This is a genomic window from Methanosarcina sp. KYL-1, assembly GCF_024372725.1.
Classification (GTDB): domain Archaea; phylum Halobacteriota; class Methanosarcinia; order Methanosarcinales; family Methanosarcinaceae; genus Methanosarcina.
Map to the genome: position 1 here is coordinate 322,408 of NZ_VOUA01000001.1, position 23,375 is coordinate 345,782.

Below are 23,375 nucleotides of genomic sequence, written 5' to 3' on the forward strand. Positions count from 1 at the left end.
GTTAGGCCCTTCAGGTTCAGGCCCCGAGCTTCTCTAAAAGCGGGTCCTTCATTCCGGCAGCCTTAAACGCCCGTGCCCTTCTCACGCAGCTTTCACATTTCTGGCAGGGGACCTCTCCGCCGTGGTAGCAGCTCCAGCTGTATTCCAGGGGAGCTTTCGTTTCCAGGGCTTTTCTGACAATCCCGGGCTTGTCAAGCTCTATCAGGGGGGCAAGCACTTTCACCCCGTTCTGGGTAGAGTAAGAAAAGGCGTGGTCCATCGCCTGCACGTATTCCAGTGAGTTGTCCGGGAAGGTCCCGGCTTCCTCTCCGTTGAAGCCTACAATAAGGTATTCGCAGCCCTTGCTTTCGGCAAAGCTTGCTGCAATGTTTAACATGACCCCGTTCCTGTTGGGGACCCAGACGGCTTTTGCCGAGGCTTCGGTAATTTCGGCAGGGGCGTTTTCTGTGATATCTTCAAAAGACAGTTCAGGGACATCCGCTTCCCTGTTTACCAGCGAAGTGGACGTGATGCCGGCAAGCCAGTCCAGTTTGATAACCTGCTGTTCGATTCCGAAATGTTTGCAGACTTTCCCCGCATGTTCGATTTCCCGCTCGGCGGAGCGCTGCCCGTAATCAAAGGTTATTGCCATTTCAATTTCAAGGCTTTCGGCTGCAATAGCAAGTGCAGCAACCGAGTCAAGCCCGCTGCTCAGGAGGGATATAGCTTTCATCTGCAAACCACGGCGTATTATTTTAGGGTAAAGTTTATTTTAGGGTAAAGTTTCCCCGGATAATTCTTTTTCTTAATTAGTTAGTGTTCTCTGGATATTCGATGGACCTTCTCTGGATATTCTTTGAATATTCCAATAATATTCCTCGAGTATTCTTCAGGTATTATCCGATAATGCAGAGAACTCCTATTTATAATTGGCTGTTTCCCCGGAGACAGTTCCCATATCCTGTTTCCTGCTTCAAGCCCGCATCGTTTCCTTTCCCCGAATGATTCTATTTCCCTGCCTTCAAAACGGGGCATCTGTTAAATCCTAGTAAATCTAATATTATGAAGGAGGTGGGATCACTTGATCGGAATCATGTCGGATTCACATGACAACCTGAAAGCAATCAGGAAAGCTGTGGAATTTTTCAACAAAAAGCAGGTGAAAGCAGTGCTCCACGCAGGGGACCTCGTTTCTCCCTTCACCGTGAGGGCCTTTAAGGAACTTGAACCGAAACTCTATTTCGTTTTCGGGAACAACGACGGGGACAGGGTGACCCTGACACGGTGGTTTGAAGAAATCGGGGCTGTCGCCTCCGGGGACTTCGGGAACCTTACAATCGACGGGCTGCACATCGCTCTCCTGCACGGGACAAATGAGGCCCTGGTAACAGCCCTTGCCAAATCCGGGGACTTTGACGTGGTGGTCCGGGGCCATACCCACGATCCCGGAGTCCGGATGATCGACGGGACCCCTGTGATAAACCCCGGGGAATGTTCGGGCGTGCTTTCCGGGAAAGCCACTGTAGCAGTAATTGAAATTGCAAACCTGAATGTCGAAATCACGGAACTGGACCTGGACTGACCTTTTCGGTCTTTCATCCAGCCCCTTTTTTCAAAAACGCTTTTCAATAACTTTTTTCAGCTTCCTCTCCAGGATTCAGGCCTGTTTTCCGCTTCCCAAGGGTCGGTTTACAGCCACGATTGGAAATTTACGGCGTCTGCCAAAAATAGCAAGTTATATTAAGTCCTTGAATAAACTCTATTTCAATAACTTTTGAAATAACTTATTTTCAGGGGTTTAATACATGGAACCTGCAGAAAAAAATGATCTGGAAACTCAATCTGGCAGTGAGAAAGGACCTTATCCTCCTTCCAGGGGAAACGGGAGGACCCTTATTTTTGCCTGTTCGGGCCTCTCAAACACGGGAAAGCTCACCATGCAGGCAGCGTCAAGTCTGGCTTTCAGGAGGCCCGGGGTGTACAGGGCTGCAGCGGCGCATAAAGGGGCCGATGCTGCCGAGGATGCGGTCTCAGAGGGTTTCAGGGTCCTTGCCCTGAACGGCTGCGAGGACAGCTGTGCTACGAAAAAGCTTGAGGAAGCGGGCTTACAGGCCGATTGTACTCTGATGGTCACGGAACTGGGGATTGAAAAAACCAATCCTTCGGACATTAAAAACGAATACATCGAAAAGATTATCAAAGCAATCCGGGAGGCATGAACTCCTTTTTGCGCCTCCGCCAGCTTTCCTGACGGCGCCTCTCCATAATGAATGAAATTAAGAAATGGATGGAAAACAGATATTTTTCGGGTACTCGGGTTTTTCCGGCCTCTTTTCAGCTCCCGTCTCTTTTCAGCTTCCTCTTCTGAGAATCGCTGTCAGTTCGTCGGCGTTAGGCATCCTTTTTTCTATTTTTGCGCAGACAGCTTCGATGTCGTATTCCAGGCGGAGGAGTTTGACTTTCCCTGTTTCGGTATCGAAGACCGCACAGCCTGCCCGGGTGTCCCCGTCCCTTGGCTGGCCCACGGATCCCGGGTTTATGATCGTCAGGTCTCCTAGCTTCCGGTTCAGGGGGATGTGGGAGTGCCCGACTACGAGAAATTCGGCATCCATCGGTTCCATCGGCTCTGCAAGCATTTCCAGGATCTTTTCGTCCGGGGTCTCGGGCTTTATGTACTCGAACATGGAACGGGGACTGGCATGCGTTAAGAAGAGTCTCTTTCCGTCGATTTCCTCTTTGAGGACAAGGGGGAGTTTTTGCAGGTACTCCATCCGTGAGTCGTCAAGGACTCCCCAGGTGTATTCCCGGGTCGCGATTGAGAGGTGCTTGTACTTGTACCCGCACTGGCAGTCCATCTTAAAGGCAACGGCGTTGTCGTGGTTGCCCCGGATGGTTGGAATTCCTTCTTTTTGCAGGAGGTCTATGCATTTGTCCGGGTCAGGCCCGTAGTCCACAATGTCTCCGAGGCAGATAACCCGGTCATGCGGGACTTTAAGGACGGTCTGCAGGGCTTCGTAGTTTGCGTGGATGTCGGCGATCAGCAGGAGTTTCATGGGGTTTTGTCTCCTTTCTAAATGTATGTTTTTTTTCTATTTAGAAAACGGCGTTATATTATATATTTTTATGACTCTGAGGTCTATGTGGGATAGGTATTTAAGAAAGACATTTTTAAAAAAGACATTTTTTGAATGAGTCCGACAAAAAATAAGGGGGAAATGAAAAGGATGTGCTTTAAGTGGAGGTAGAGGGGAGAGGATGGCAAACCTGCTCCCCTCTTTTTCACAATGTGCCGCCAAAAACTCATGAACCATCTAAAAAACTACTTTTTTGACAGGCGTATTATGAATTAAACTCTTGCTGGATTTGTAGTTAAGGCAGACGCTTATTGAGCGAGTTTATATTTTCTTTTTGGTCTTTCTTCGTGATTCAGGTGATACTTGTTTTTAGTTTGTAGAAACCTTATAACTCAACCTTTTCAGATGGTTTGATTAGGCGATTTTGGACTTTTGAGCCCAAATCTAACCTAAAGAAGTCATTTTTGAAGATTTCTACAAACTTCTATACCTCTCATTTGACTTCATCTTCTATGTATTCTTTTTACTATATAAATATTTCTTTTTTTAACGAAAAATTTATATATAGCTTTATATTTTTTTCGCGTGCTATGTTACACTACTTGTAAATATGCCCGATGATCTAATTCATGAATTTTTCTCGGAAAACTTAAACCTTTAACTGTATGATAGCCTTTCGGCAGAATTTATCCTAAAAAAGTTATGGAATGTATTTTCTATATTCTTTGGCTCTCTCGGTCCTTATAGCTATATTTATATACCTTTTTCAACCTTTAATCCTTATATTTAATGTTTTTTGAAAAGGTATATATTTAGTATTTTTCATTTATTTCAACCGAAGCTTTACTTTATATATTATTCTCTGGTTATGTATGTATGCAGTTCATAATATCATCTTATGAGAAGGGACCACTATGGAAGAATTGATTTATCGAATGTTTTCCGGGAAGAAAAGGGCGGAAAGTGAGCATGAACGTTTGATCTACAAAAATACTTTGGATCTGGTTGATTCTCACAACATTTTTTTTGAAGAGGATACCCTGGTCCCGCATGATGTAAAAATGGCTGATCGGGTGTTTGATGCGGCTGTCAACTTACTTGAGGAGGTTGGTATCTATTGTATGGATACCGGGCGCACCCTTGAGCTGGATAAAGCCGAAATCAGGAGAAGTTTGCAAAATGCATGTCCTGAATTTACTATGGGGTACGGTGCGGAAACAACCACGGTGTCTTTCAGGCATGTGATGGATGAACGTGTTCCGATGATCTGCGGAGGTCCGGATGCCGTTCCAATTACAGAGGATATGTTTATTCCGGTTCACCGTTCATATTCAAAAATAAATCTCGTTGATTCCATCGCCCCTGCTTCTTTTCACAGTATGGATATTGAACGCCACAAATTCAAAGGTACTCCTCTTGCCATGCTCGATGCCCATAAAGCTGTGAAGTCAATTAAGGAAGCTTGCAGGCTCGAGGGCCGTGGAGGCATATGCTGTTTTACTCCTCCTTTTATTGATGATCCAAAGGCTGCTATCTCCATAGCCAACCCTGAATTTATGGGGCTTGGTGACATTCAGGAAATTTATCCTCTCACGGACTTGAAGGTAAATCTTAATGAAATTTCGAGGGCAATTCACCATCAGAGTATAGGTTCATACTATAACTCTGCTTCAATCCTGATCATGGGGGGAATAACTACTGCTGTTCCGGAGCAGTTTGCGATTGAAATGACGGCTGAGATTTTGAAAAATAAAGTTCTCTACAGGTCTCAAATGTCTTCCATCCATCCAAATCATTTGCAAAGCCCGGCTTCACGTTCTCCGGAAGTGCTGTGGGCTTCTTTTATCACCTCTATGGCAATTTCCAGGAACACACGTTACATTCACGGTACTGTTATCAATAACTTCTCAGGTCCATGTACGGAATCCATGATGTATGAAACTGCGGTTCAGGCAATTGGGAGTACTGTATGCGGAAGCGATTATCTTTCGGGGCCCGTTTCAAACGCAGGGAATGAACTGAATCATTCGGGAGGCCTGGATGCTCTTTTCATGGCAAAGATTGCAGAACTGGCAACGGCTCTTTCTCTTGATGATGCAAACTATCTATGCACAGAAATCTACCAGAAATATAAAGGCGAAAAGCCTGAGTTTGGCAAACCCTTCGAAGAGTGCTATAACCTGAAAACAATAGAGCCTTCTGAAGAATATTATACCATATATGAGCAGGCTATGGGACAGGTCTATGATCTTCTGGCATGATGTCTCATGCCTGCCGCATTTTAATGAAAATTTATAATATATGTAGACCTGCCTGTCATTACTCTATTTCTATATTTCTTTTTTCAGAGGCATTCTCTGTATGCTTCAAGAACCTTTTCAATGTCTTCTTCGGAATGTGCGGAAGATATAAAGTTAGTTTCAAGTTGTGAGGGTGGCAGGAATACTCCAAATTTGAGCATTCGGTGGAAGAAGTTAGGATATTCTTTCAGGTCGCAGGTAAGTGCATCCCTGTAGTTCCTGGGTTTTTTCCCAAAGAATACCTTGAACATTGAGCCTATTCCTGACACCGAGTATCCGGGTTTTTTGTCTTCAACAATTTCGGAAAGCGCAGTTCTCAGTTTTTCTCCTTTTGCGTTTAACTTTTCGTGAACATTTTCCTTTCCAAGGAGTTCAAGTGTTGAGATTCCAGCTGCCAGGGAGCAGGGATTTCCACTAAAGGTTCCGGCCTGGTATACAGGGCCCGAAGGGGAAACCATTTCCATTATTTCCTTTTTCCCTCCAAATATCCCTATTGGGAGCCCTCCTCCTGCTACCTTCCCAAGTGTTGCAAGGTCCGGATTAACGCCGAAGTATTCGGAAGCTCCTCCCATTGCAAGCCTGAAACCCGTGATCACCTCGTCAAAGATTAAAAGCACTTCGTTTTCTTCCGTAAGTTTTCTTATTTCATGCAGGTAGTTTCCTTCCGGGGGGATGGGGCCTGCGTTTCCCATAACAGGTTCCATTATCAGTGCTGCCAGATCCTCCTTGTTTTTTTCTATAAGCTCGGCCATTGCCTCGATATTGTTGAATGGTGCCTGGAGGGTATATTTTGTAAAATCAGATGGAATTCCTGCGGAATTTGCTTTACTATATGTGCTTACTCCTGAACCGGCTTTCACAAGTACTGCGTCGTGGGCTCCATGGTACCCTCCTTCTATTTTTATGAAACTGTTTTTTCCTGTGTATCCTCTGGCCAGTCGAAGTGCGCTCATAGTCGCTTCAGTACCTGTTGATACGAAACGCATCATTTCAAGACTTTTACAAGAGTTGGCAATTTTTTCTGCAATTCTCACCTCAAGTTCGGTTGGTGTTCCGTAGATCCATCCTCTATTCAACTGGTCTACGATTGATTGTTTTATGATGGGATGGTTGTGCCCCAGAATTACTGGACCGTGGGCCAGGCAGCAATCTATAAATTCGTTTCCATCTATATCATAGAGTTTTGATCCCTTTGCGGTCGCCACGTAGAATGGATAGGGTTTTATCGCGCGTACCGGGCTGTTTACTCCTCCCGGGATTAATTTTCTTGCTTTCTGGTATTCTTTTTCGGATTTTTCCGAATTTTCAAGCATCAATTTTTCCTTTCTCACTTTTGCTGCCTCTTCTTTTGCTTGTTCTGAAACCTTTTTTCCATATCTTTTTTTCATTAGTGAATAATTTTTTTTATAACTTAATTTCCTCAAATTTTGTGTTCTAAATCCGAACATCCTTGCTTGATTCGGATTAGTTCATTTTGGGTGTGAGGGTCTTTAATTTTTCCTTCCGGGGTGCTGGTATAATTGTTCTTCATTACCCTTCGCTTTTCTTTTTTATTTTATATATATACCTTTCTCTTAAAATAGAAAATTTTATATATTAATAAATTAGCAATACTATTGCATTGATGTCTGACATTACGCGAAGCGCAAATTCGGACGTTCTGCAAAAAATTTCCAACTCTATGGTCAGTAACGTGAGAATTCCGATAACTCTTCAATATCTTGGAGGATTGTAGTGAATGACAAAAGATGAATTATTTTCGGAGCTTTCCAATGCAGTAATCTCCTGTAAGAAAGATAAGGTCCTCGAGGCCGTTGAAAAAGCGCGGCGTGAATTGGATCCTTCAGAAATCATTGACAAAGGGCTGGCAGCCGGAATGAATGAAGTGGGTATTCTTTTTGAAAAAGGCAGGCTTTTTTTGCCCCACGTTATGATGGCAGCCGATGCAATGACTGCTGGTGTAAAACTGCTCGAAGACGACCTCCCTGCCGGTGCTGTAAAAGGAAAACTTGGGACTATAGTGAACGGAACTGTCGAGGGGGACGTACACGATATTGGAAAGTCCATTGTTTCCACCATGCTGCAGTCTGCAGGGTTTGAAGTGCATGATGTGGGAAGGGATGTGCCTGTTCAGGTCTTCATCGATAAAATCCGGGAAGTAGATGCCGACATGGTGGGGCTTTCTGCCCTGATGACAACGACCCTGCTGGGTCAGAAAGAAGTCATTACCTGTCTGAAAGAGGAAGGGATTCGTGACAGGGTAAAAGTAATGGTAGGGGGATCTCCTGCTACCCAGGCATGGGCCGACAAAATTGGTGCGGACTGCTATGCAGAAAACGCAAGTGAAGCTGTGATGAAAGCAAAGGAACTTCTTTGCGGAGCATGAGGTGGTATAAGTATGGCTACTGAATACATGACCCGCATGGGGGACGGTCGCAGAGTTTTCATGACCCGGGAAGATATCCTGGCTGACATTGAAGCTGGAGTTGCGGAAGGCGCTGACAGTGCTGAGGTGCCTGCTCTTTCAGAGGAGGAGATTGAACACCTGCTGGAAATTGTATGTGCTAAAGAAAGGATTGTAACTGTTGAACCCGGAAATGAAATTGTCATGTCGCAGGACGGGGGTGCAATCTCAATAGACTCCGAACATACAAGTGGAGTTCCCAGTGGTCGGATCCTCGCGACCCTCATGTATGAAAGGGGCTTCTGTATGGATTCCATTGACTTTGGGCATACCGATTACAGCTTCAAGCCTGTAAAACCGTTGATTTCCGTGGAGTGCCAGCAGATGAGGTGGGTTCAGGAAGCAGTTACCGTTCCTGTGCTTTATGGTGCAATGCCCAATATGGGGCTGTACTATACTCCCGATGGCCCCTATGAAAATCCGGGAGACCTTATGAAAGCTTTCAAGATCCAGGAAGCAAGGGAATCCATTGAAAAATCTGCAGATCACCTGACAAGGGACATCATCTGGATCGTTCAGAAAATGATGAAGTCCGGGGGTGCAGACGGGATTAACTTTGACACTACCGGGGCTGCAGGGGATGGGGATTTCTTTGCTGCTCTCCGCGCAGTTGAATTCCTGAGAAAGGAGTTCCCTGAAATGTATATTGAAATGGGTATGGCAGGTGAAAGCATGCTGGGGATCCATGGGGAGCTTGAGTATAAGGGTAAAGCCGTGGCAGGCCTCTGGCCTCACAAACAGGTAGAGCTCGCTGCAGAGGCAGGGGCCAATGTCTTCGGGCCGGCTGTCAACACAAACACTACCAGATCTTTCGCCTGGAACCTTGCAAGGGCTGTGACCATTGTAAAGGAAGCTTCTAAGGTTTCTCCTATTCCCGTACACGTCAACATGGGTAACGGTGTTGGTGGCGTGCCTATGTTTGAGCTCCCGACACTTGATGCTCTCTCAAGGGCAAACAAAGCCATGGTCGAACTGGCACATGTGGATGGCATATAGTCCGGATCCGGTGATTCCTTCAGTATGCGTGGTGTTCATGTTGCCACCTCGGGAATGACCGGTATGAGGGCTGCAGGCGATCTTGTGGCCAGGGTTGAGTTTGCAAAGAGCATGAAGATTGGCGATGCAAAAGCCTACGTGGCAAAGAAGCTTGGGGTTGATGTGATGGACCTTGCCGATGAGAATGCTATGAAGGAAGTCAGGGAGGAACTGGGGCTTGGAACTATGACCGAGTTCAGGGAAACGCCTAAGGGTATTGCTGCAAAGATGAATATCGAGAAAGTGCTTGATCTTAAAATCAACTCATGTGAGCTTTTCCGAAGCCTTGCAGGGTTTATTTAAGTACAGTACTTTTCTTTTTTCCTTTTTTTGGCCTGGGTCTCTTTCTCTACTTGATGGTTTTTTTATTTCCTGCCATCTCAGTTTTTTAACCTTTCGGTGAAAGGTTTTACTATAATATATATAGTTTTCGTATAATTAAGAAATATTTATATATTATTAATTTCTCATATATCTTGAGGTATTGTCTGGCTGTGATCAGAATCCTCTGTCAAAAATGTGTTTCCTCGTTAATATCAAATAAATGAATAGGTGGCTAAAAAAATGATTAACAAGTCCTACTCCGGTAAAAATTTGCTGGATGGTCTTTATCTTGGAGTACTTTCGCAGGATGAACTTAAGGCCATTCACGCTGCAACAGTAGACATATTTTCTGAATACGGAATCCTGGTGACCGATTCCGAAGCAAGGCAGATCTTCAAGGATGGAGGCTGTGATGTTGATGAAAACACAAAGATGGTAAAGATCCCTGAACATGTTCTTGAAGAGGCATTAAAGAAGGCCCCCTCCAGGTTCAAGCTTTACGGAAGGGACAAGAAATACAATCTTGTACAGGAGGCAGGCGGAGATACCCTCTGGACTAATTTCGGTATTGGCGTTAAGATGAGCGTCTATGACGAGTCAAAAGGGCGCTGTGTTGTTAGGAGCAGTACGGCTCAAGATGTTGCAGACACCGCAAAGATGTGTGATTGGGCGGAGAATATGGACTTTTACACAGTTGCCGTGGCTGCTATGGATTGGACTGGCAAGGGTGCAGCTGACGTACACTCGACATACGAGGCCATTACAAACATTTCAAAGCCTGTGCTCCTTGCTCCGGAAGCCGAAAGCTTTGACTACTACATGGACATGATGGCAGCCTACTACGGGGGGGATATGGAAGAAGCCATCAAGAAACCTATCTGTTCCATGGCAGCATGTCCAACAAGCCCCCTGGAACTGGGTGACAATGTGTGTCAGATGACTATCAAGAGTGCCCGCATCAAGTTCCCGAACAATATTATCAGTATGGCTATGTCTGGGGCCTCTTCTCCGGTCTTCCTCGCTTCTACCCTTGTTACCCACAACGCAGAGGTCCTCGCGACTCTTGTGCTTGCACAATTGACAGAGCCCGGCGCACCTTTCTGGTACGGTAGCTCAACCACAGGATTTGACATGAAGAGGGGCACGGCCCCGGTGGGTTCTCCTGAACTCGGGCTGCTCAGCGCAGCTGTCGCAAAACTTGCCCAGTTTTACAACCTTCCTTCCTTTGTGGCAGGCACCTAGGCCGACTCCAAGCTGCCTGACGCCCAGGCAGGGCACGAGAAAACTCTTACAAGCCTTCTTCCTGCCCTTGCCGGTGCAAACTCCATTTACGGAGCAGGCATGCTTGAGCTAGGTATGACCTTTTCTATGGAACAGTTTGTGATAGACAATGACATTATAGGTATGATTAAGAAGAGCATGGAAGGAATTCCGGTTTCCGGGGAGACCCTGGCTGTCGAAGCTATCAAGAAAGTGGGAGCTGGAAATAACTTCCTCGGGCATAAGACCAGCCGGCAGAATATAGACCTGCCCTCCAACCCCAGGCTTTTTGACAGGCGTATGTATGGGGACTGGGAATCGGCAGGTTCAAAAGACACAATGGCAGCTGCACATGAAAAAGTTGTAGACGTCATGAAAAACCATGTGGTCAAACCCATCGATTCTGATATCCTGAAGGATATGTGGGCCATAGTGAAAAAGGCCGATAAAGAACACGGCAGGCAATTGTGAGGAGATTCATAAATGGCAACAAAAGAAGAAATTATTGCAAGGGCAAAAGCTGCAGTCCTTGATTTTGATGACGAAGCAGCAGAAGAAGTAGCTCAGGAAGCACTTGACGCAGGTATTAATGTCATAGAGATTATTGAGAATGGTTTTTCAGCAGCGTTGGGGAATGTCGGTGAAAGGTTCGAAAGTGGTGAACTCTTCCTTCCTCACCTGATTGCGGCTTCTGATGCCATGGGTGCAGGTATGAAGGTCCTTGCCCCTGCAGTTGAGGGGAAAATTAAGGGAGAAAAGATCGCTAAAGTGGTGCTCGGAACCATTGAAGGCGATATCCACTCCATCGGGAAAGATATTGTCGCTGCAATGCTCAAGATTGCCGGATTCGAAGTTATCGACCTTGGAAGGGATGTGCCTATAGATAAGTATCTGAGTGCCGCAAAAGAAAATAGTGCAGATGTTGTCGGTTCTTCCGCTCTCATGACGACCACAATGGTCAACCAGATCAAACTGGAGGAAGCTCTAAATGAAGCAGGCATTCGCGGTCAGGTCAAGACAATGGTCGGTGGGGCGCCTGTTACCCAGACCTGGGCAGATGAAATCGGTGCTGACATCTATGCCGAAAACGCCAGAGACGCGGTAAGTCAGTTAAAGGGTATCTTTGCTAAATAACCCGTAGATACAACCGCCTGTTTATGGGCTAAAAATAGATAAGTGGAGGGTTTTTTCTCCACTTTTTGTTGGTTGTGTGTTTTGATTGATTGTGGGGGAAGTCTTTCCCACTTCCCCCCTTCTAATTCTACGTGTTAATCTAAATAAATATGTTTACAAAATTAAGAGTTGTGAAGTAATCCGTAAATCTTCAAATTATTTTTTTCTTCACATACTGCAGCCTCTGCACAACGCTTCGTCACATCCCATGTCCTTAAACTTCCATTTTGCGCTCCATTTTTTGAGCTCCCATATTACCTGCATGAACTCTTCTCCGCATTCCGTGAGAAAGTACTCGGATTTCCCGGGCAGAACGGTTGTATCAATTCTTTTTTCTATCAGTCCTTCCTGTTCGAGTTCGCCAAGGCTTGTGGAAAGGGCGGTTGGGGTTATGTTTCCGAGTTTTCTCTTCAGCTCGTTAAAGCGTTTTTCTTTCTTTTCGCCTTTGTAAAGTTCCAGCATGATTTCAATGGTCCATTTTTTCCCGATTATGTGGCTTGATTGGTATATGGCGCATTCTTTCATAGTACAGAATTATAGACTGCCCACTATATAAACTAGTATAATTATTGTATCTAATATTAAATCTATACTTAGTACTCAAAAGATACCATATGCCTTTGAAGGCAGCCTGGAAATATCTCAGAACAAAAAGGAGTGATATCCGTGACAGAAGAAATAAAACTCACAAAAATTGCAGTTGTCAGATGTGAAACCGTTTCAGAAAGTTGCCCGGGAACCGGTTGTTTTGCAGCCTTCAACGGGAAAATGGCCAGTTTTGCTGACTATGGTGTGAACGCGCAGATGGTTGCTTATTTCACCTGCGGGGGCTGTTCAGGGCGCAGGGTGGCTAATCTGATAGGGGAAATCAAAAAAGTTGAACCGGACGCCATTCATCTCAGTACCTGCATGGTAAAAAGCAGTGCCTGTCCCAACCTTGTTTACATCAAGGGAGTATTCGAGGAGGCAGGTATTAAAGTTGTGGAAGGAACTCATTGATTTTTCGTGACATTATTCTGGATTTCCGGGAAAGGCTGCGTTTCCCTTTCCTCTAATTTTTTATTCCCTGTACGTAGCCAGCAAAGGGATTTTTCTCCCGCTGGCTCTTTGTAATTCCTTTCGCCAGGGGTTTGTAAACCTTGTTTGCAAGGATCATAATGCCGGTTTTTCTGTAATATCAAAAACACTCATATGATTCAGGTCAAATTCATTATCTTCAAATCCTTTTTCAAAGCAATGATCTAAGAAGTGGATTCAAATCTACAGAAAATTCGGAACACTGCCGATGGAGAAAAGATAATTCTTTTTATTACGGGTTACTTTTATGCATTGAGTTTTGCTATTTAAGCCTGAACTTCGCACGCATAAGTTTTTTAAGGAATTAAAAAATAGGAGAAAAGTGGGGTCAGGCAGTGAATTAAAAATTCCGTGATTCCTTTCGTCCCTTTAACCATTGTTTGCGGCTCTGGTGTAGTAAGGGGTGAAAGGGCTAATGTTTGATTTGTGGAATATTTTAACACTGCTTGAGATTCCCACTTATTTTTTCTTTGAGGATGCGGCTAACAGGCAGATTCCAAGCAATCCTGTCAGGATCCCGAAGCCAGGAGACTTTTCTGCATTTTCGGCTTCTCCTTTTTCAGTTACGGTGTTTTCGTCAGCCGTTTCACTTTCGTCTGTCCCTCTGGGGAGAGGTCCGATTTCGGTGCTTTCTTCGGCGACTTCCGTGCTTTCGGTCTCTTCAATATCATCTGCCGATAGCTCTTCTCCGTCTTCTTCCTCAGCTTCAATACTTACTGCTTTTGCCGGGTAGATGTAATACTTCCCTGCTCCTGCGATGTCCACGTCCGAGCTTGTGAAATAGAGGTCGTCTGTGAGGTACGTTACGTCGTCCACTTCGAGGCTGATGGCATTTGAGTTTTCGAGCACGATTTCATCGGATTCTGCCACTGTACATTCGAACTCTCCCAATGTGAAGTCAGTGTCTATTGTCAGGACTTCTTCTTTGTCAATGAGCCAGGTGTATTTCAGCTTCACAACGCTGTCTGTTGCTGACTGGAATACTTTGTCCACATATGTGACGAAGTATACTGCATCTTCCTGGTCTGCAAAGTCCGCAGTTGCCACAAAAGCCCTTTCTTCACTGTCTTCTTCGGTGTCCGCGTTAAGAATGGCTGTCTCGAGTTCCTCTCCGTCCTTCTGGAGGGCGAGCCATACCTTATTTCCGTCAACGTCTACCTGCTTGCATTCGAGTGTGTATCCTGCTCCCAGGTCCCAGGTCTCTCCTGCCTTCAGGGTCTGGATGTCGTCCGAGCCCTGTTCGAGGAGGAGCTTTGTAATGGTTGTTGCGTCCCCGTTAATTGCCACGTATTTTTCCCCGATCCAGGGGAGAAGGGTATAGCTTCCGTCCTCGTCTACCACAACCCCGCGCTTGCTCATGGCTTTGTACTGCTTGGCGTAGGGGGCCGTGGAGTAGGTGAGTTCTCCGTCGTCAATGGTATATTCGTTATCAACACCAATTGGGCCGCTGTTGCTGTCTGCTGCATTTTCGTAGTAGAAGCGCTCTGTCCAGGACTCGTAGTTGTCGATATCAAAATAGAAAGAGCCCCAGCTTGAAGCGTCCCAGGAAATCCCGTCTGCAGCTTCCACAATTGTACCCCTTACTTCATATGTTCCGGGGCTTGTGGCTTCCTTTGCAGGGTAGATATAGAAGTTTCCGTCCCCTGCAATGTCCACATCGGATATGCAGATGTAGAGCTCGTCGGTAATGTAGGTTATGTCATCAATGTTGAGGGAAATCGAATTTGAGTTTTCGAGCACGATTTCATCGGATTCCGCCACTGTACATTCAAACTCTCCCAATGTGAAATCCGTGTCTATCGTTTGAATCTCGTCCTTGTCAATGATCCAGGTGTATTTCAACCTCACAACACTGTCTGTTGCTGACTGGAATACTTTGTCCGCATATGTGACGAAGTATACTGCGTCTTCCTGGTCTGCAAAGTCTGAGGTTGCCACAAAAGCCCTTTCTTCACTGTCTTCCTCTGTGTCGGTGTTAAGGATTTCGGAGTCGAGTTCTTCCCCATCTTTCAGGAGAGCGAGCCATACCTTATTCCCGTCTACATCGACCTGCTTGCATTCAAGGCTGTATCCTGCTTCCAGGTCCCAGGTCTCTCCTGCCTTCAGGGTCTGGACGTCGTCCGAGCCCTGTTCGAGGAGGAGCTTTGTAATGGTTGTTGCGTCCCCGTTTACTGCCACGTATTTTTCCCCGAGCCAGGGGAGAAGGGTATAACTTCCGTCCTCGTCCACAACAACCCCGCGCTTGCTCATCACCTTGTACTGCTTGGTGTAGGGGGCCGTGGAGTAGGTGAGTTCTCCGTCGTCAATGGTGGCTTCGTTTCCGATCCCCAGGGGGCCGTTGTTGCTGTCGGCATCGTTTTCATAGTAGAAGCGCTCTGTCCAGGACTCGTTATTGTCAATGTCCGCATATAAAGCGCCCCAGTTTTCGGCGTTCCAGAACAGATCCTCGGATCCGGTGTCCAGAATTGCTCCCGGGATTTCAACTGAAGCTGCCAACCCCGAAGGAAGCAGCGACAGGAGAACCGTCAGTGCTAATATTGTAGGAAATACTCCATTTTTTTGCATGTTTGATCCCATTTCTTCAATTAGTATTTTTATGCTCCTTTTATACCACATTCTATTTTCAAAATTCTACTATATATTACTTTTTATTTTAATCAAAAGTTATTTATACTACTTTCTAGAAAAACAATCTAACTTGCGAAGAGGTTCCCTAAAAGCTTTCAATCAAGGTAAAAATTATATACTATTTTTCTTTCCGGTTTTGAATGTTTATTTTGAAATATGATTTTTTTCCCGGTTGGTCTATTGTTTCATAAGTGTTTAGAAAAAGTACTGCACCTGAAACACTATGTTGTTTTTAAAAAAGGATTAAAATAGGGATATCTACAATTTACCGGTTGATCTCCCAACTTTTGCTTATATTTTACTCATGAAATTTCTTGCAAGGTATAACACGGTCAGATCTATGAAAAGCAGAATGCAAAAAAATATATAATCTGCTCCTTCAAACGCCCAAATACCTTCAATGTGAATCATCCTGCGCCTCCTTTCTGCCAGAAAATTTCGATAATTTACATTAAGTATTCAAGGGCTCTGGACTTTCCTTCCTCTGAGATTTTGAATCTGTACAGCACTTTGCCTTTCCCGAAGTGTGTGCCGTCATCTACTGCCACTTCCGTGACATGGAACAGTCCACTGGAAACAAGTTCTGCTGTCCAGAAACGCACGGTCCATCGCCAGCGCTTATTGCTTTTTCCATACTCCTCAAGAACCTGGCTGACAAGCTCGTAGTCCCATGCCTCATCTTTTTTCTCATAGAGGAGCTGGAGAAGTCTACTTTTCATTGGAAGTTTCATTTTTCTTCTCCCTTTCTATTTTTCAGGAACTTTCGACTTCTCTGGTTGTTTCGAGAATGGTGTCTTTGCTTTCCCAGTACATGACAAAGGTCCCTCCTATTGTGATCAGGGACCCGACGAGGAGCCACCATTTGAATGACTCTCCAAGGAAGAGGGAGAGTGACATAATTGCAAATATCACGTAAAAGGTGGAAATGCTCTGGCCCCGCCCCGCTCCTATTAGTACGTAGGACTTGTACATCCCGATATAGGCGGCTGCAAAGGATGCGGATGCGAGAGCTTCCCAGAATATAAATTGTGGGTTTGTGTATGCGGCAATAAACACCGTGCTTATGGTATCAAACCCGAATATCAGGGAGGCGGCTGGAATCATTATGCAGATCCATATCAGGGCATCCCATATCAGGCGGACTGTAACGCAGGCTTCAGTGTCGCAAAGGTCTGAAGTGCGTCCTGCAACGGTAGCTTCCATTCCCCACCCAAAGGCTGCCATCAATCCTCCAACATATCCAAGCCATGAGCTGCCAGAGTTTGAAATTTCTTCAATCAGTTTAAGGGGATTCCATATGAATGCCCCTCCGATGATTGTGAATACTATGGCAGTTATTGTCCTTTTGTTTATTTTTTCCTTGTACCAGAGTCTTGCCGTAAGGGCGGCTATCGGTCCGCAAAGCAGGGCCGCGGATGCAGAGAATGATCCTCCTATATATCCAACTGCAAGCGTGCTTCCGTAAAGTGCAAATACGCCTCCGCAAAAACCGGCCAGCAACAGCCATTTTGATATTTTGGGGTTAAAGAAGGTCCTGTAAACTTCCGACATTTTTCCCTGCCCGACAACGAAGAGAAGTGCAAAAATAAAAGGGTCTCCGATAGACAGCCCGGCTGATGCAAGGAGGGTGGCTATAAAATGCCCGTGTTCACTCGGAAAAACCGTCGGATCATTAAGTGGGTATACATGCCATAGAGCTGAAAGTGGGATGTATCCAATTCCCCATAAAAATGCCCCTATCAGTGCCCAGGTAAACCCCCATTTTATTCTGTTTTTCTTTTCATTCACTATGCAGCTCTCAATGTCAATATTTTCCCAACTAAGCTGCTTTTTCTGATTTTCATACTCTCCGTTTTCAAGGCATGTTTTTATTCTAACCCCTCCGTTTTTGCACAAAATTATTCTTCCTTTTTTGCAACTCTCCGGTTTTGGTCGTGGGGGTGAGTTCCTGAAAACCGTAGGCATAAGAATCTCTTTGTATCTTTTCCCAAACACGTGGAATGTGCTCGTTTTTCAGATTCTATCAATAACTCTCCTCATGACCCTGTTTTTTATCAGGTTTATCAGGCTTCTTAAATCCATTTTTTTTCAATTGTTCAATTTGCTAAGAAATTTCAACTCAATCCCCTTATTTTTTATATCGATGTCAACTTTAATATTAATTTTTTTATATTTCGCTTTTTTTGTATATTATATATTCGTTTTTCTATTCAAATAGCATCATTTAAATATTATGAATTTTCTTTTACACAGTTCTTCCCCCGGTTATTTTCTTTAATATAATGAATTTTCTTTTTGCATTTCCATCTGGGCAATGTTATCGGAATCAATATAATTCAGGGAAAAGGGTTAATGAAAATATGATATTGGAAGATGATGGATTAAGTGAGTATAAAAATAGGGAAATTTGAAAAAAGGATGAGGAATAAAATAGTTTGAGCATGGTCCATAACCATGCTCTTCTAAATTTTTTATGCTTCTTTCATATGAGATATGGGGTCAGTTCTCATGGACGATGGCTCTTTTCCTGAATTCGGGTTTTTTGGTGCAAAATCCAGCTCTTTTTCTCCAAAAATCATATATTCGCGCTCTTCTTCGCTTATAGAATTCCTCTCGTTTGTTGCCATGTAGTAAAACACCACTCCCAGTAACATCCAGGCGAGGAATGTGGCCCATTCAACGGAATTTATTGCGCCAGGACTTCCAGGTACAACCATCATCATTACCATTAAGGCGGTAATGAGAGTTGCTAAGTATCCTGTCTTGATGCCTCCGGGCATCTTAAAGGGCCTTTCCATTTCGGGTTCGATTTTTCTCAATCTAACGGCTGAGAGGCAGACAAAAAGCCATGCGAGCATGAAGGAAAGTGCGCCCACACTCATTACAGGAATCAGAATGGCAGTTCCTACGAATGGGGCAATTATAGTGATTATACTCACAAAAATTATGGCATTCTTTGGGGTCCGGCATCTCTCATCAACTTTTCCAAAGTATGTGGGGATGAGTTTTGCGCGTCCCATACTGAAAATCAGCCTGGTTGATGCAACGAAGAAAGCATTTAACGTGCTTAGCAACCCGCAGACAGCTCCAATTAAAACAAGTCTGCCGATGAAGGGGGCTACACCCATTATCGCGTCGGCGGCCGGATACTCAAGATTTATGAGGCTTTTCCAGGGCATAAGCAGGGCAACGACAAATATTATGGTGCTGTAAAATATTGCCCCTGATAAGGGTGTTATGCTCAGGACTTTTCCCAGGTTATGGTAACTTATTCCCGACTTACTTTCTTCTGCTCCCTGGGGAATTGTATCAAAACCTGCTACGAAGAAGGGGGTGATTGCAAGCACTGCAATAATGCCTCCCAATGTTCCGAATCCTTCTATGGAATGTCCCATGTAGGGCTGGAGGTTTGAGGCATCTCCGAGTAAAACGCCGGCAAATGCATAGGCAATTCCACACAGTATCAGGAGTTTTGTGATGGAGGACTGAAATTTAGCAGCTTTTTCGACACCCTTGTAGTTAATGTACGCGATAGAGAGGGCCACAATCAGCTCCAGCATAAGGAGGGGAAAGTATACTTCAAATCCCATTATTTCATAGAGTGGCATTGTTTTTAGTCCGGGGAAGATGCTTGATGCAATGGTGCCGACAGCTACTGCTTCCCAGGGGCAGAGAAATACATAAGCAAATGATAGTATCCATCCAGTATAAAAAGAGGCTTTAGGGCCAAATCCTCTGTAGGTATAGGCGATCTCTCCTCCTGCCACTGGCATGGAAGAGACCATTTCTCCATATGTCCATGTGACTGGGAGCAGAATTGCTCCTCCTATAAGAAATGCAATTATTGCGGCCAGAGGCCCTCCTGCAGTCCCTATCCAGTCGCCAACACAGACGACCCAGCCAATCCCTACCATTGAACCGAAGCCCAGGGTGAAATAATCGAAAAGTCCCATCGTTTTCTTCAGTTCGTGCCTTTCAATATGCATCTCTGATTTGCCATCTCCTTCATTTTTATTATCAAGAATATGAATTCCTCCGGTATGCAGATGGAAAAGTGCAGTCTACGCTATCATATGTTAAAATTTGAAATTGAATCAGTACCGGGAATCTGGTTTTCATGGCATAATGGTGCCATGAACAGGCATTTTAAGAAAAAATGGAGTTTTTGAAGCCTGAATTCGCGACAAAACCAGTTATGCCTTTTTTCCCTTTCACGGTTTAGTATCTCGGTGTTTTCCGGATTATTCCTTAAAAATAAAGGTTTGAGAAGGCTCAAACCTTGCTCATGAAGGTACGTGAAAGGTAGAGGATTGCAACATCCAGAGCTATCAACAGGAATGCAAAAAGGTAGTCAGCCCCGTTAAACGCCCAGATTCCGTCTATGTGGAATAACATCTTTATCACCTCTCAGATCAGGAGTTCCTCAGCCCTTTCTTTCCCAAGTGCTGTCATCTGGAACCTGTACAGTACCTTGTCTGTCCCGAAGTGGCTTCCGTCGTCAACGGCAGCTTCTACGACTTTGAAGATATTTGAGGCCGCAAGTTCTATTGTCCAGAAACGAATGACCCATTTCCAGTAATCTGTGGTCTTTCTGGACTTCTCCTGAATTTCATGTACAAGCTCGTAATCCCAGGCTTCGCCTTTTTCATAAAGCAGTTTTACAAGCATGCTCTTCATTGTCAGTTTGCTGTCGTCTGCCATATTCAGGCCTCCTTAACGACTCTGGTTCCGTCTGTCATTGAGTCGCTGCTTTCCCAGTACATATATACGGTACCGAATACAGCCAGTGCAGAGCCGGCTACAATCCACCACTTCAGAACGTCTCCCATGAAGAAGTAAAGGGTAAGGAATCCTGGAATTATGTACAGGGTTGCAATGCTCAAACCGCGGCCTGCACCAATCAACGGGAAGGATCTGTACATCCCCACATAGGCTGAGAACAGTGACATTACATAGAGCACTTCCCATATCCAGTATGCGGGGTGCTGGTATATGTGTGCCATTGCCCCGATCATCGTGTCAAACCCGAAGAGCAGGATTGCAAGGGGAAGGCAAAAGAAGGTCCACCAGAAGAAATCAAAGATTCCGCGGCATGTCATGTTCATGGAATAATCGTATACATCGGCTACACGTGCAACAAACACTCCTTCAAGGCCCCATGCAAGTGCTGCCAGCATACCGCCAACGTAACCGATCCATGCATCCTTGGTTGCCGGATTTGCAAGGTCTTGAAGCAATGCATAAGGGTTGAATACAAAAATCCCACCAAGAACGATAAATAAAATCCCAATCATTGCTTTTTTATTCAATTTTTCATGATACCATAAGTTTGCAACAATTGCAGCAATCGCACCCGTGAGAAGGCTCGCTGCGGCAGCAAAAGAGCCACCTGCATAAGCAACGGCAAGCTGGTATCCTCCTACTCCTATCGGGCTTGCAATTAATGTCGCAAGGAGCATGGTTTTCGAAATTCTAAGATTGGATATTGCCTTTGGCACATCGGATAGTTTGCTTTCTCCAAGATCCCAGAACAACGTGGTAACAAAGACTTTAGTAATTCCGGCTCCAAAGGCGATTGTAACCATTGCAACAAGGTATCCTGTATATCCTTCGGGAAAAACTGCGGAATTACTCATATCGGGGATTTTCCAGACTGCTACGGACGGGACATATCCCATTCCCCATATAATGGCAGCCAGGATTCCCCAGATGAATCCCCACTTTATTCTGTTCTTTTTCTCCTTTCCAATCAAGTCGCCAAGCTTTGAACTTGCATATTCTGCATGTTCTTTCGTGTTGAACGGCCTTTTGTTTTCTGACACGTTTTCCATGTTATCCTCCTGACCTGCTTTGCAGAAGTCTTGTCCAGCTTCTTCTTTTGTAATTATCTATTATATATAGTTTTTTATTTTACTCGAAATCTATTTATATCACTATTTATTCAACAATTATTTTTTCATGCTTGAGTTTGCAGAGTGTATGACGATCTAACTGCATATCTGTCTTCTATATTTGGTTATGTGTAAAAAATCGATCTCAATTGGCTCTTCTATTGTTTATGCAATCCTGCCTGGTTGGTGGGGTGCAACAAAATTTTTCCAAGCTTTTAAAAAATGATCTTTTTCACAAAATGTTAGAATGGATCGTGTGGATTATTCCCCTTATTTTACGGGTTCAGAATATTTTCTTCATAAGAGGCTTAGGTGGGTGTTTCCTTGAACCTTTTCCTGTCGGGTAAATCCAGTTTGTAACTTCATCCCTCTAATTTCTCCTTTTGTCTGCCGTCTTTTTTCTTCTTCAATATATTCTATTTAAACAATTTCATTTCATTAGAAATCTTTATATATACTAATTTTCAAAATCCGTCTCTCACGTTTCAAAATCAGCTGGTTTTATACTTCAAAAGTCGGGATGGGCCTGTCTCCAAAAGCTATGGATTAACCCCAATGTTATCTTAAATTCCTGGTAACTATTCAGTCTACATAACGCAGTCAATTGATGTTGATTTTGATGTCCCCGCCTGAAAATTGGTTTCGCCTGAAAATTGGTTTCACCTGAAAATTGGTTTCACCTGAAAAAGAGATTATAACTGAAAAATAGTTGCAGGCTTTTTATTTTCATTTTTACCCCTCCCCGGGGGGAGGGGTTGCTTACTCTTGTTCTTGTTTTTCTTATTCTTTTACTTCCAGGCCCATATCACTAATTTTTGCCTTTGTCCCCTCCCAAAGGTCTACGAATTCTTTTGAAGGCCTGTTGGTTCTCAGATCATAGCATTCGTAGAACTTCTTTCCGGGCTCCGGCTTGAAGGTTGAAGGATTGTCTCCTCCGTACATTTTAATGAATTCCACGACAAATTCATTTGCTTCCTTCAAACTCATGCCTGCAAATGCACTGCTTGCTCCGTCAAGGATCCTTGAATTCATTCCCGAGTATTCGTTTTCGTGGATTGCGTCGCATGAAATTGCACCCTGGATTGCATCGGAGCCGGCAGAGACTGCTGTGCCGCCTATTGCAAAGGTTTCATAAATCATCCTTTCCGTACACATCCCTGATGAGGCTCCACAGTATACCTGTATCAATGCATTTGTATTCTGGGTCATTGCAGCAGTCATTGAACCTATTGCAAAAATGCCCTCATTGAACACCTGATGTCCTGTAACAACATCAAAGGGTGGAGTGACATAAATACAGGGTCCGCCGAGTAGGAGGAAGGATGCAATGCATTCTGCTGTCAAGCCGATTGCGGTTGTTTCTGGCCCTCCCAGATATCCTCCCAGCAGGGGTGCCATACAGTTGGCTATTCCAAGGTTGTTATACTGACAGTATAGGGACTTTTTAAGCACGTCCCAGTCCACTTTCATGTCATTCAGGAGGGAAACCAGCAGCCTGTCAGAGGAGCGGAGTCCTTCCGGGGCATGCCCGAAACACTGCCCCTCGCTGCTTGATGCGCTCATAGTCCCCGTGATCGAGAGCCCCGGCCTTCCGGCTCTGCGGAGTGCCTCCCTCGTCATCTCGATTTCTCTTCTTGCGGCAATCATTTCTGCCGTGGTATTGGACTTTATTTCTGAACCGTTGATTGTTTCCAGAGTTGCTGTGTGCAAACCTCTCACGCAGGGTTCCTGGGCAAAGGACTGCATGAGGGGGATGTAGTATTCTTCTGAAATGGGGGCTCCACACGGTCCTCCGATTATTGGGGGGAGTCTCTTGCTTTCAAAACCTCTTTTTACCACCTGGCATTTTTCATTTCCTTCTCCCATTGTATATTCCCCGGGAAGGAGCCTGAGGTGGTGCTTTATTTCAGATTCTTCGAATTTTATGATGCGCCCTGTTGATTCATTATAAAATCCTACATCAACGAGAAGGTCTACTGCTGCATTAAATATGTTTTTTATGTAGCTAGGGTCTGAAGGAACAATTTCCTCCGGGGTAAAAGAAATATCGTACTCACTCGCGAGTTCGTACAGTTTTGTGGGTAGGGTTATATTTGAAAATTCAGTCTCATCCTGCTGTCTTCCTTCAATTGAACGTATGTATATGTCCCATGGGTCTAACATGTTATCA

At 44.7% G+C, this 23,375-nt stretch carries 19 protein-coding genes and 2 pseudogenes; 8 read left to right on the plus strand and 13 right to left on the minus strand.

The window, feature by feature from the left end; genetic code table 11:
* Positions 1-16: 16 nt before the first annotated feature.
* On the minus strand, positions 17-712 hold the full coding sequence (gene queC / locus FTO70_RS01540; protein ID WP_255333929.1) for a 7-cyano-7-deazaguanine synthase QueC: 696 nt from the start codon (positions 710-712) through the stop codon (positions 17-19).
* 80 nt (positions 713-792) lie between these two features.
* The gene (locus FTO70_RS01545) at positions 793-1,014 is read right to left on the minus strand and encodes a hypothetical protein (RefSeq protein ID WP_255333930.1); all 222 of its coding nucleotides are present in this window, start codon (positions 1,012-1,014) and stop codon (positions 793-795) included.
* A gap of 46 nt (positions 1,015-1,060) precedes the next feature.
* Between FTO70_RS01545 and FTO70_RS01550 the strand changes: the two genes are divergently transcribed.
* The gene (locus tag FTO70_RS01550; RefSeq protein ID WP_255333931.1) at positions 1,061-1,561 is read left to right on the plus strand and encodes a metallophosphoesterase; all 501 of its coding nucleotides are present in this window, start codon (positions 1,061-1,063) and stop codon (positions 1,559-1,561) included.
* 223 nt (positions 1,562-1,784) lie between these two features.
* Positions 1,785-2,198: a putative zinc-binding protein gene (locus tag FTO70_RS01555; RefSeq protein WP_255333932.1), complete on the plus strand. Its 414-nt coding sequence runs from the start codon at positions 1,785-1,787 to the stop codon at positions 2,196-2,198.
* A 132-nt stretch (positions 2,199-2,330) separates the two neighbouring features.
* Here the strand turns inward: FTO70_RS01555 and FTO70_RS01560 are convergent, their stop codons facing one another.
* Positions 2,331-3,032, minus strand: a complete 702-nt coding sequence (locus FTO70_RS01560) for a metallophosphoesterase (protein ID WP_255333933.1) — start codon at positions 3,030-3,032, stop codon at positions 2,331-2,333.
* 935 nt (positions 3,033-3,967) lie between these two features.
* Here FTO70_RS01560 and FTO70_RS01565 point away from each other — a divergent pair.
* Positions 3,968-5,314: a monomethylamine:corrinoid methyltransferase gene (locus FTO70_RS01565; protein WP_255333934.1), complete on the plus strand. Its 1,347-nt coding sequence runs from the start codon at positions 3,968-3,970 to the stop codon at positions 5,312-5,314.
* 83 nt (positions 5,315-5,397) lie between these two features.
* Here the strand turns inward: FTO70_RS01565 and hemL are convergent, their stop codons facing one another.
* Positions 5,398-6,666, minus strand: a complete 1,269-nt coding sequence (gene hemL / locus FTO70_RS01570) for a glutamate-1-semialdehyde 2,1-aminomutase (RefSeq protein WP_255333935.1) — start codon at positions 6,664-6,666, stop codon at positions 5,398-5,400.
* A gap of 425 nt (positions 6,667-7,091) precedes the next feature.
* Here hemL and mtbC point away from each other — a divergent pair, with 425 nt between their 5' ends.
* From mtbC to FTO70_RS01590, 4 genes and pseudogenes are all read left to right on the plus strand, one after another.
* Positions 7,092-7,739, plus strand: coding sequence for a dimethylamine corrinoid protein MtbC (mtbC, locus tag FTO70_RS01575; RefSeq protein WP_255333936.1), 648 nt, complete (start codon positions 7,092-7,094; stop codon positions 7,737-7,739).
* A gap of 12 nt (positions 7,740-7,751) precedes the next feature.
* Positions 7,752-9,155 (plus strand): annotated as a pseudogene (mtbB, locus tag FTO70_RS01580) ([dimethylamine--corrinoid protein] Co-methyltransferase).
* A gap of 291 nt (positions 9,156-9,446) precedes the next feature.
* Positions 9,447-10,907: pseudogene (gene mttB / locus FTO70_RS01585) on the plus strand ([trimethylamine--corrinoid protein] Co-methyltransferase).
* Between the two features lie 12 nt (positions 10,908-10,919).
* Positions 10,920-11,570, plus strand: a complete 651-nt coding sequence (locus tag FTO70_RS01590) for a B12-binding domain-containing protein (protein WP_255333937.1) — start codon at positions 10,920-10,922, stop codon at positions 11,568-11,570.
* A gap of 207 nt (positions 11,571-11,777) precedes the next feature.
* Here FTO70_RS01590 and FTO70_RS01595 read toward each other — a convergent pair whose 3' ends face one another.
* Entirely contained in the window at positions 11,778-12,134 is a 357-nt protein-coding gene (locus FTO70_RS01595) for a helix-turn-helix domain-containing protein (protein WP_255333938.1), read from the minus strand.
* A 141-nt stretch (positions 12,135-12,275) separates the two neighbouring features.
* Here FTO70_RS01595 and FTO70_RS01600 point away from each other — a divergent pair, with 141 nt between their 5' ends.
* Positions 12,276-12,608, plus strand: a complete 333-nt coding sequence (locus FTO70_RS01600; RefSeq protein WP_255333939.1) for a CGGC domain-containing protein — start codon at positions 12,276-12,278, stop codon at positions 12,606-12,608.
* A gap of 537 nt (positions 12,609-13,145) precedes the next feature.
* On the opposite strand, the gene FTO70_RS01605 is transcribed toward FTO70_RS01600, so the two are convergent.
* From FTO70_RS01605 to FTO70_RS01640, 8 genes are all read right to left on the minus strand, one after another.
* Positions 13,146-15,251 carry an S-layer protein domain-containing protein gene (locus FTO70_RS01605; protein WP_255333940.1) on the minus strand — a complete coding sequence of 702 codons (2,106 nt, stop codon included), beginning with the start codon at positions 15,249-15,251 and terminating at the stop codon, positions 13,146-13,148.
* Between the two features lie 509 nt (positions 15,252-15,760).
* Entirely contained in the window at positions 15,761-16,033 is a 273-nt protein-coding gene (locus FTO70_RS01610; RefSeq protein ID WP_255333941.1) for a hypothetical protein, read from the minus strand.
* A gap of 34 nt (positions 16,034-16,067) precedes the next feature.
* Positions 16,068-17,102 (minus strand): DMT family transporter, encoded by a 1,035-nt coding sequence (locus tag FTO70_RS01615; RefSeq protein ID WP_255333942.1) that lies wholly within the window; start codon positions 17,100-17,102, stop codon positions 16,068-16,070.
* A gap of 683 nt (positions 17,103-17,785) precedes the next feature.
* Positions 17,786-19,300 carry an APC family permease gene (locus tag FTO70_RS01620; RefSeq protein ID WP_255333943.1) on the minus strand — a complete coding sequence of 505 codons (1,515 nt, stop codon included), beginning with the start codon at positions 19,298-19,300 and terminating at the stop codon, positions 17,786-17,788.
* A 286-nt stretch (positions 19,301-19,586) separates the two neighbouring features.
* Positions 19,587-19,709 carry a hypothetical protein gene (locus FTO70_RS01625; RefSeq protein WP_255333944.1) on the minus strand — a complete coding sequence of 41 codons (123 nt, stop codon included), beginning with the start codon at positions 19,707-19,709 and terminating at the stop codon, positions 19,587-19,589.
* 12 nt (positions 19,710-19,721) lie between these two features.
* The gene (locus FTO70_RS01630; protein ID WP_255333945.1) at positions 19,722-20,015 is read right to left on the minus strand and encodes a hypothetical protein; all 294 of its coding nucleotides are present in this window, start codon (positions 20,013-20,015) and stop codon (positions 19,722-19,724) included.
* Positions 20,016-20,017: 2 nt separating this feature from the next.
* Entirely contained in the window at positions 20,018-21,145 is a 1,128-nt protein-coding gene (locus FTO70_RS01635) for a DMT family transporter (RefSeq protein ID WP_255333946.1), read from the minus strand.
* 840 nt (positions 21,146-21,985) lie between these two features.
* Positions 21,986-23,368 carry a monomethylamine:corrinoid methyltransferase gene (locus FTO70_RS01640; protein ID WP_255333947.1) on the minus strand — a complete coding sequence of 461 codons (1,383 nt, stop codon included), beginning with the start codon at positions 23,366-23,368 and terminating at the stop codon, positions 21,986-21,988.
* Positions 23,369-23,375 lie beyond the last annotated feature (7 nt).

Bases quoted from the DNA above. Each gene is read 5' to 3' on its own strand.
- queC (WP_255333929.1), bottom strand. From the start codon at position 712: ATGAAAGCTATATCCCTCCTGAGCAGCGGGCTTGACTCGGTTGCTGCA.
- FTO70_RS01545 (WP_255333930.1), bottom strand. From the start codon at position 1,014: ATGCCCCGTTTTGAAGGCAGGGAAATAGAATCATTCGGGGAAAGGAAA.
- FTO70_RS01555 (WP_255333932.1), top strand. From the start codon at position 1,785: ATGGAACCTGCAGAAAAAAATGATCTGGAAACTCAATCTGGCAGTGAG.
- FTO70_RS01560 (WP_255333933.1), bottom strand. From the start codon at position 3,032: ATGAAACTCCTGCTGATCGCCGACATCCACGCAAACTACGAAGCCCTG.
- FTO70_RS01565 (WP_255333934.1), top strand. From the start codon at position 3,968: ATGGAAGAATTGATTTATCGAATGTTTTCCGGGAAGAAAAGGGCGGAA.
- hemL (WP_255333935.1), bottom strand. From the start codon at position 6,666: ATGCTTGAAAATTCGGAAAAATCCGAAAAAGAATACCAGAAAGCAAGA.
- mtbC (WP_255333936.1), top strand. From the start codon at position 7,092: ATGACAAAAGATGAATTATTTTCGGAGCTTTCCAATGCAGTAATCTCC.
- FTO70_RS01590 (WP_255333937.1), top strand. From the start codon at position 10,920: ATGGCAACAAAAGAAGAAATTATTGCAAGGGCAAAAGCTGCAGTCCTT.
- FTO70_RS01595 (WP_255333938.1), bottom strand. From the start codon at position 12,134: ATGAAAGAATGCGCCATATACCAATCAAGCCACATAATCGGGAAAAAA.
- FTO70_RS01605 (WP_255333940.1), bottom strand. From the start codon at position 15,251: ATGCAAAAAAATGGAGTATTTCCTACAATATTAGCACTGACGGTTCTC.
- FTO70_RS01610 (WP_255333941.1), bottom strand. From the start codon at position 16,033: ATGAAAAGTAGACTTCTCCAGCTCCTCTATGAGAAAAAAGATGAGGCA.
- FTO70_RS01620 (WP_255333943.1), bottom strand. From the start codon at position 19,300: ATGCATATTGAAAGGCACGAACTGAAGAAAACGATGGGACTTTTCGAT.
- FTO70_RS01625 (WP_255333944.1), bottom strand. From the start codon at position 19,709: ATGTTATTCCACATAGACGGAATCTGGGCGTTTAACGGGGCTGACTAC.
- FTO70_RS01630 (WP_255333945.1), bottom strand. From the start codon at position 20,015: ATGGCAGACGACAGCAAACTGACAATGAAGAGCATGCTTGTAAAACTG.
- FTO70_RS01635 (WP_255333946.1), bottom strand. From the start codon at position 21,145: ATGGAAAACGTGTCAGAAAACAAAAGGCCGTTCAACACGAAAGAACAT.
- FTO70_RS01640 (WP_255333947.1), bottom strand. From the start codon at position 23,368: ATGTTAGACCCATGGGACATATACATACGTTCAATTGAAGGAAGACAG.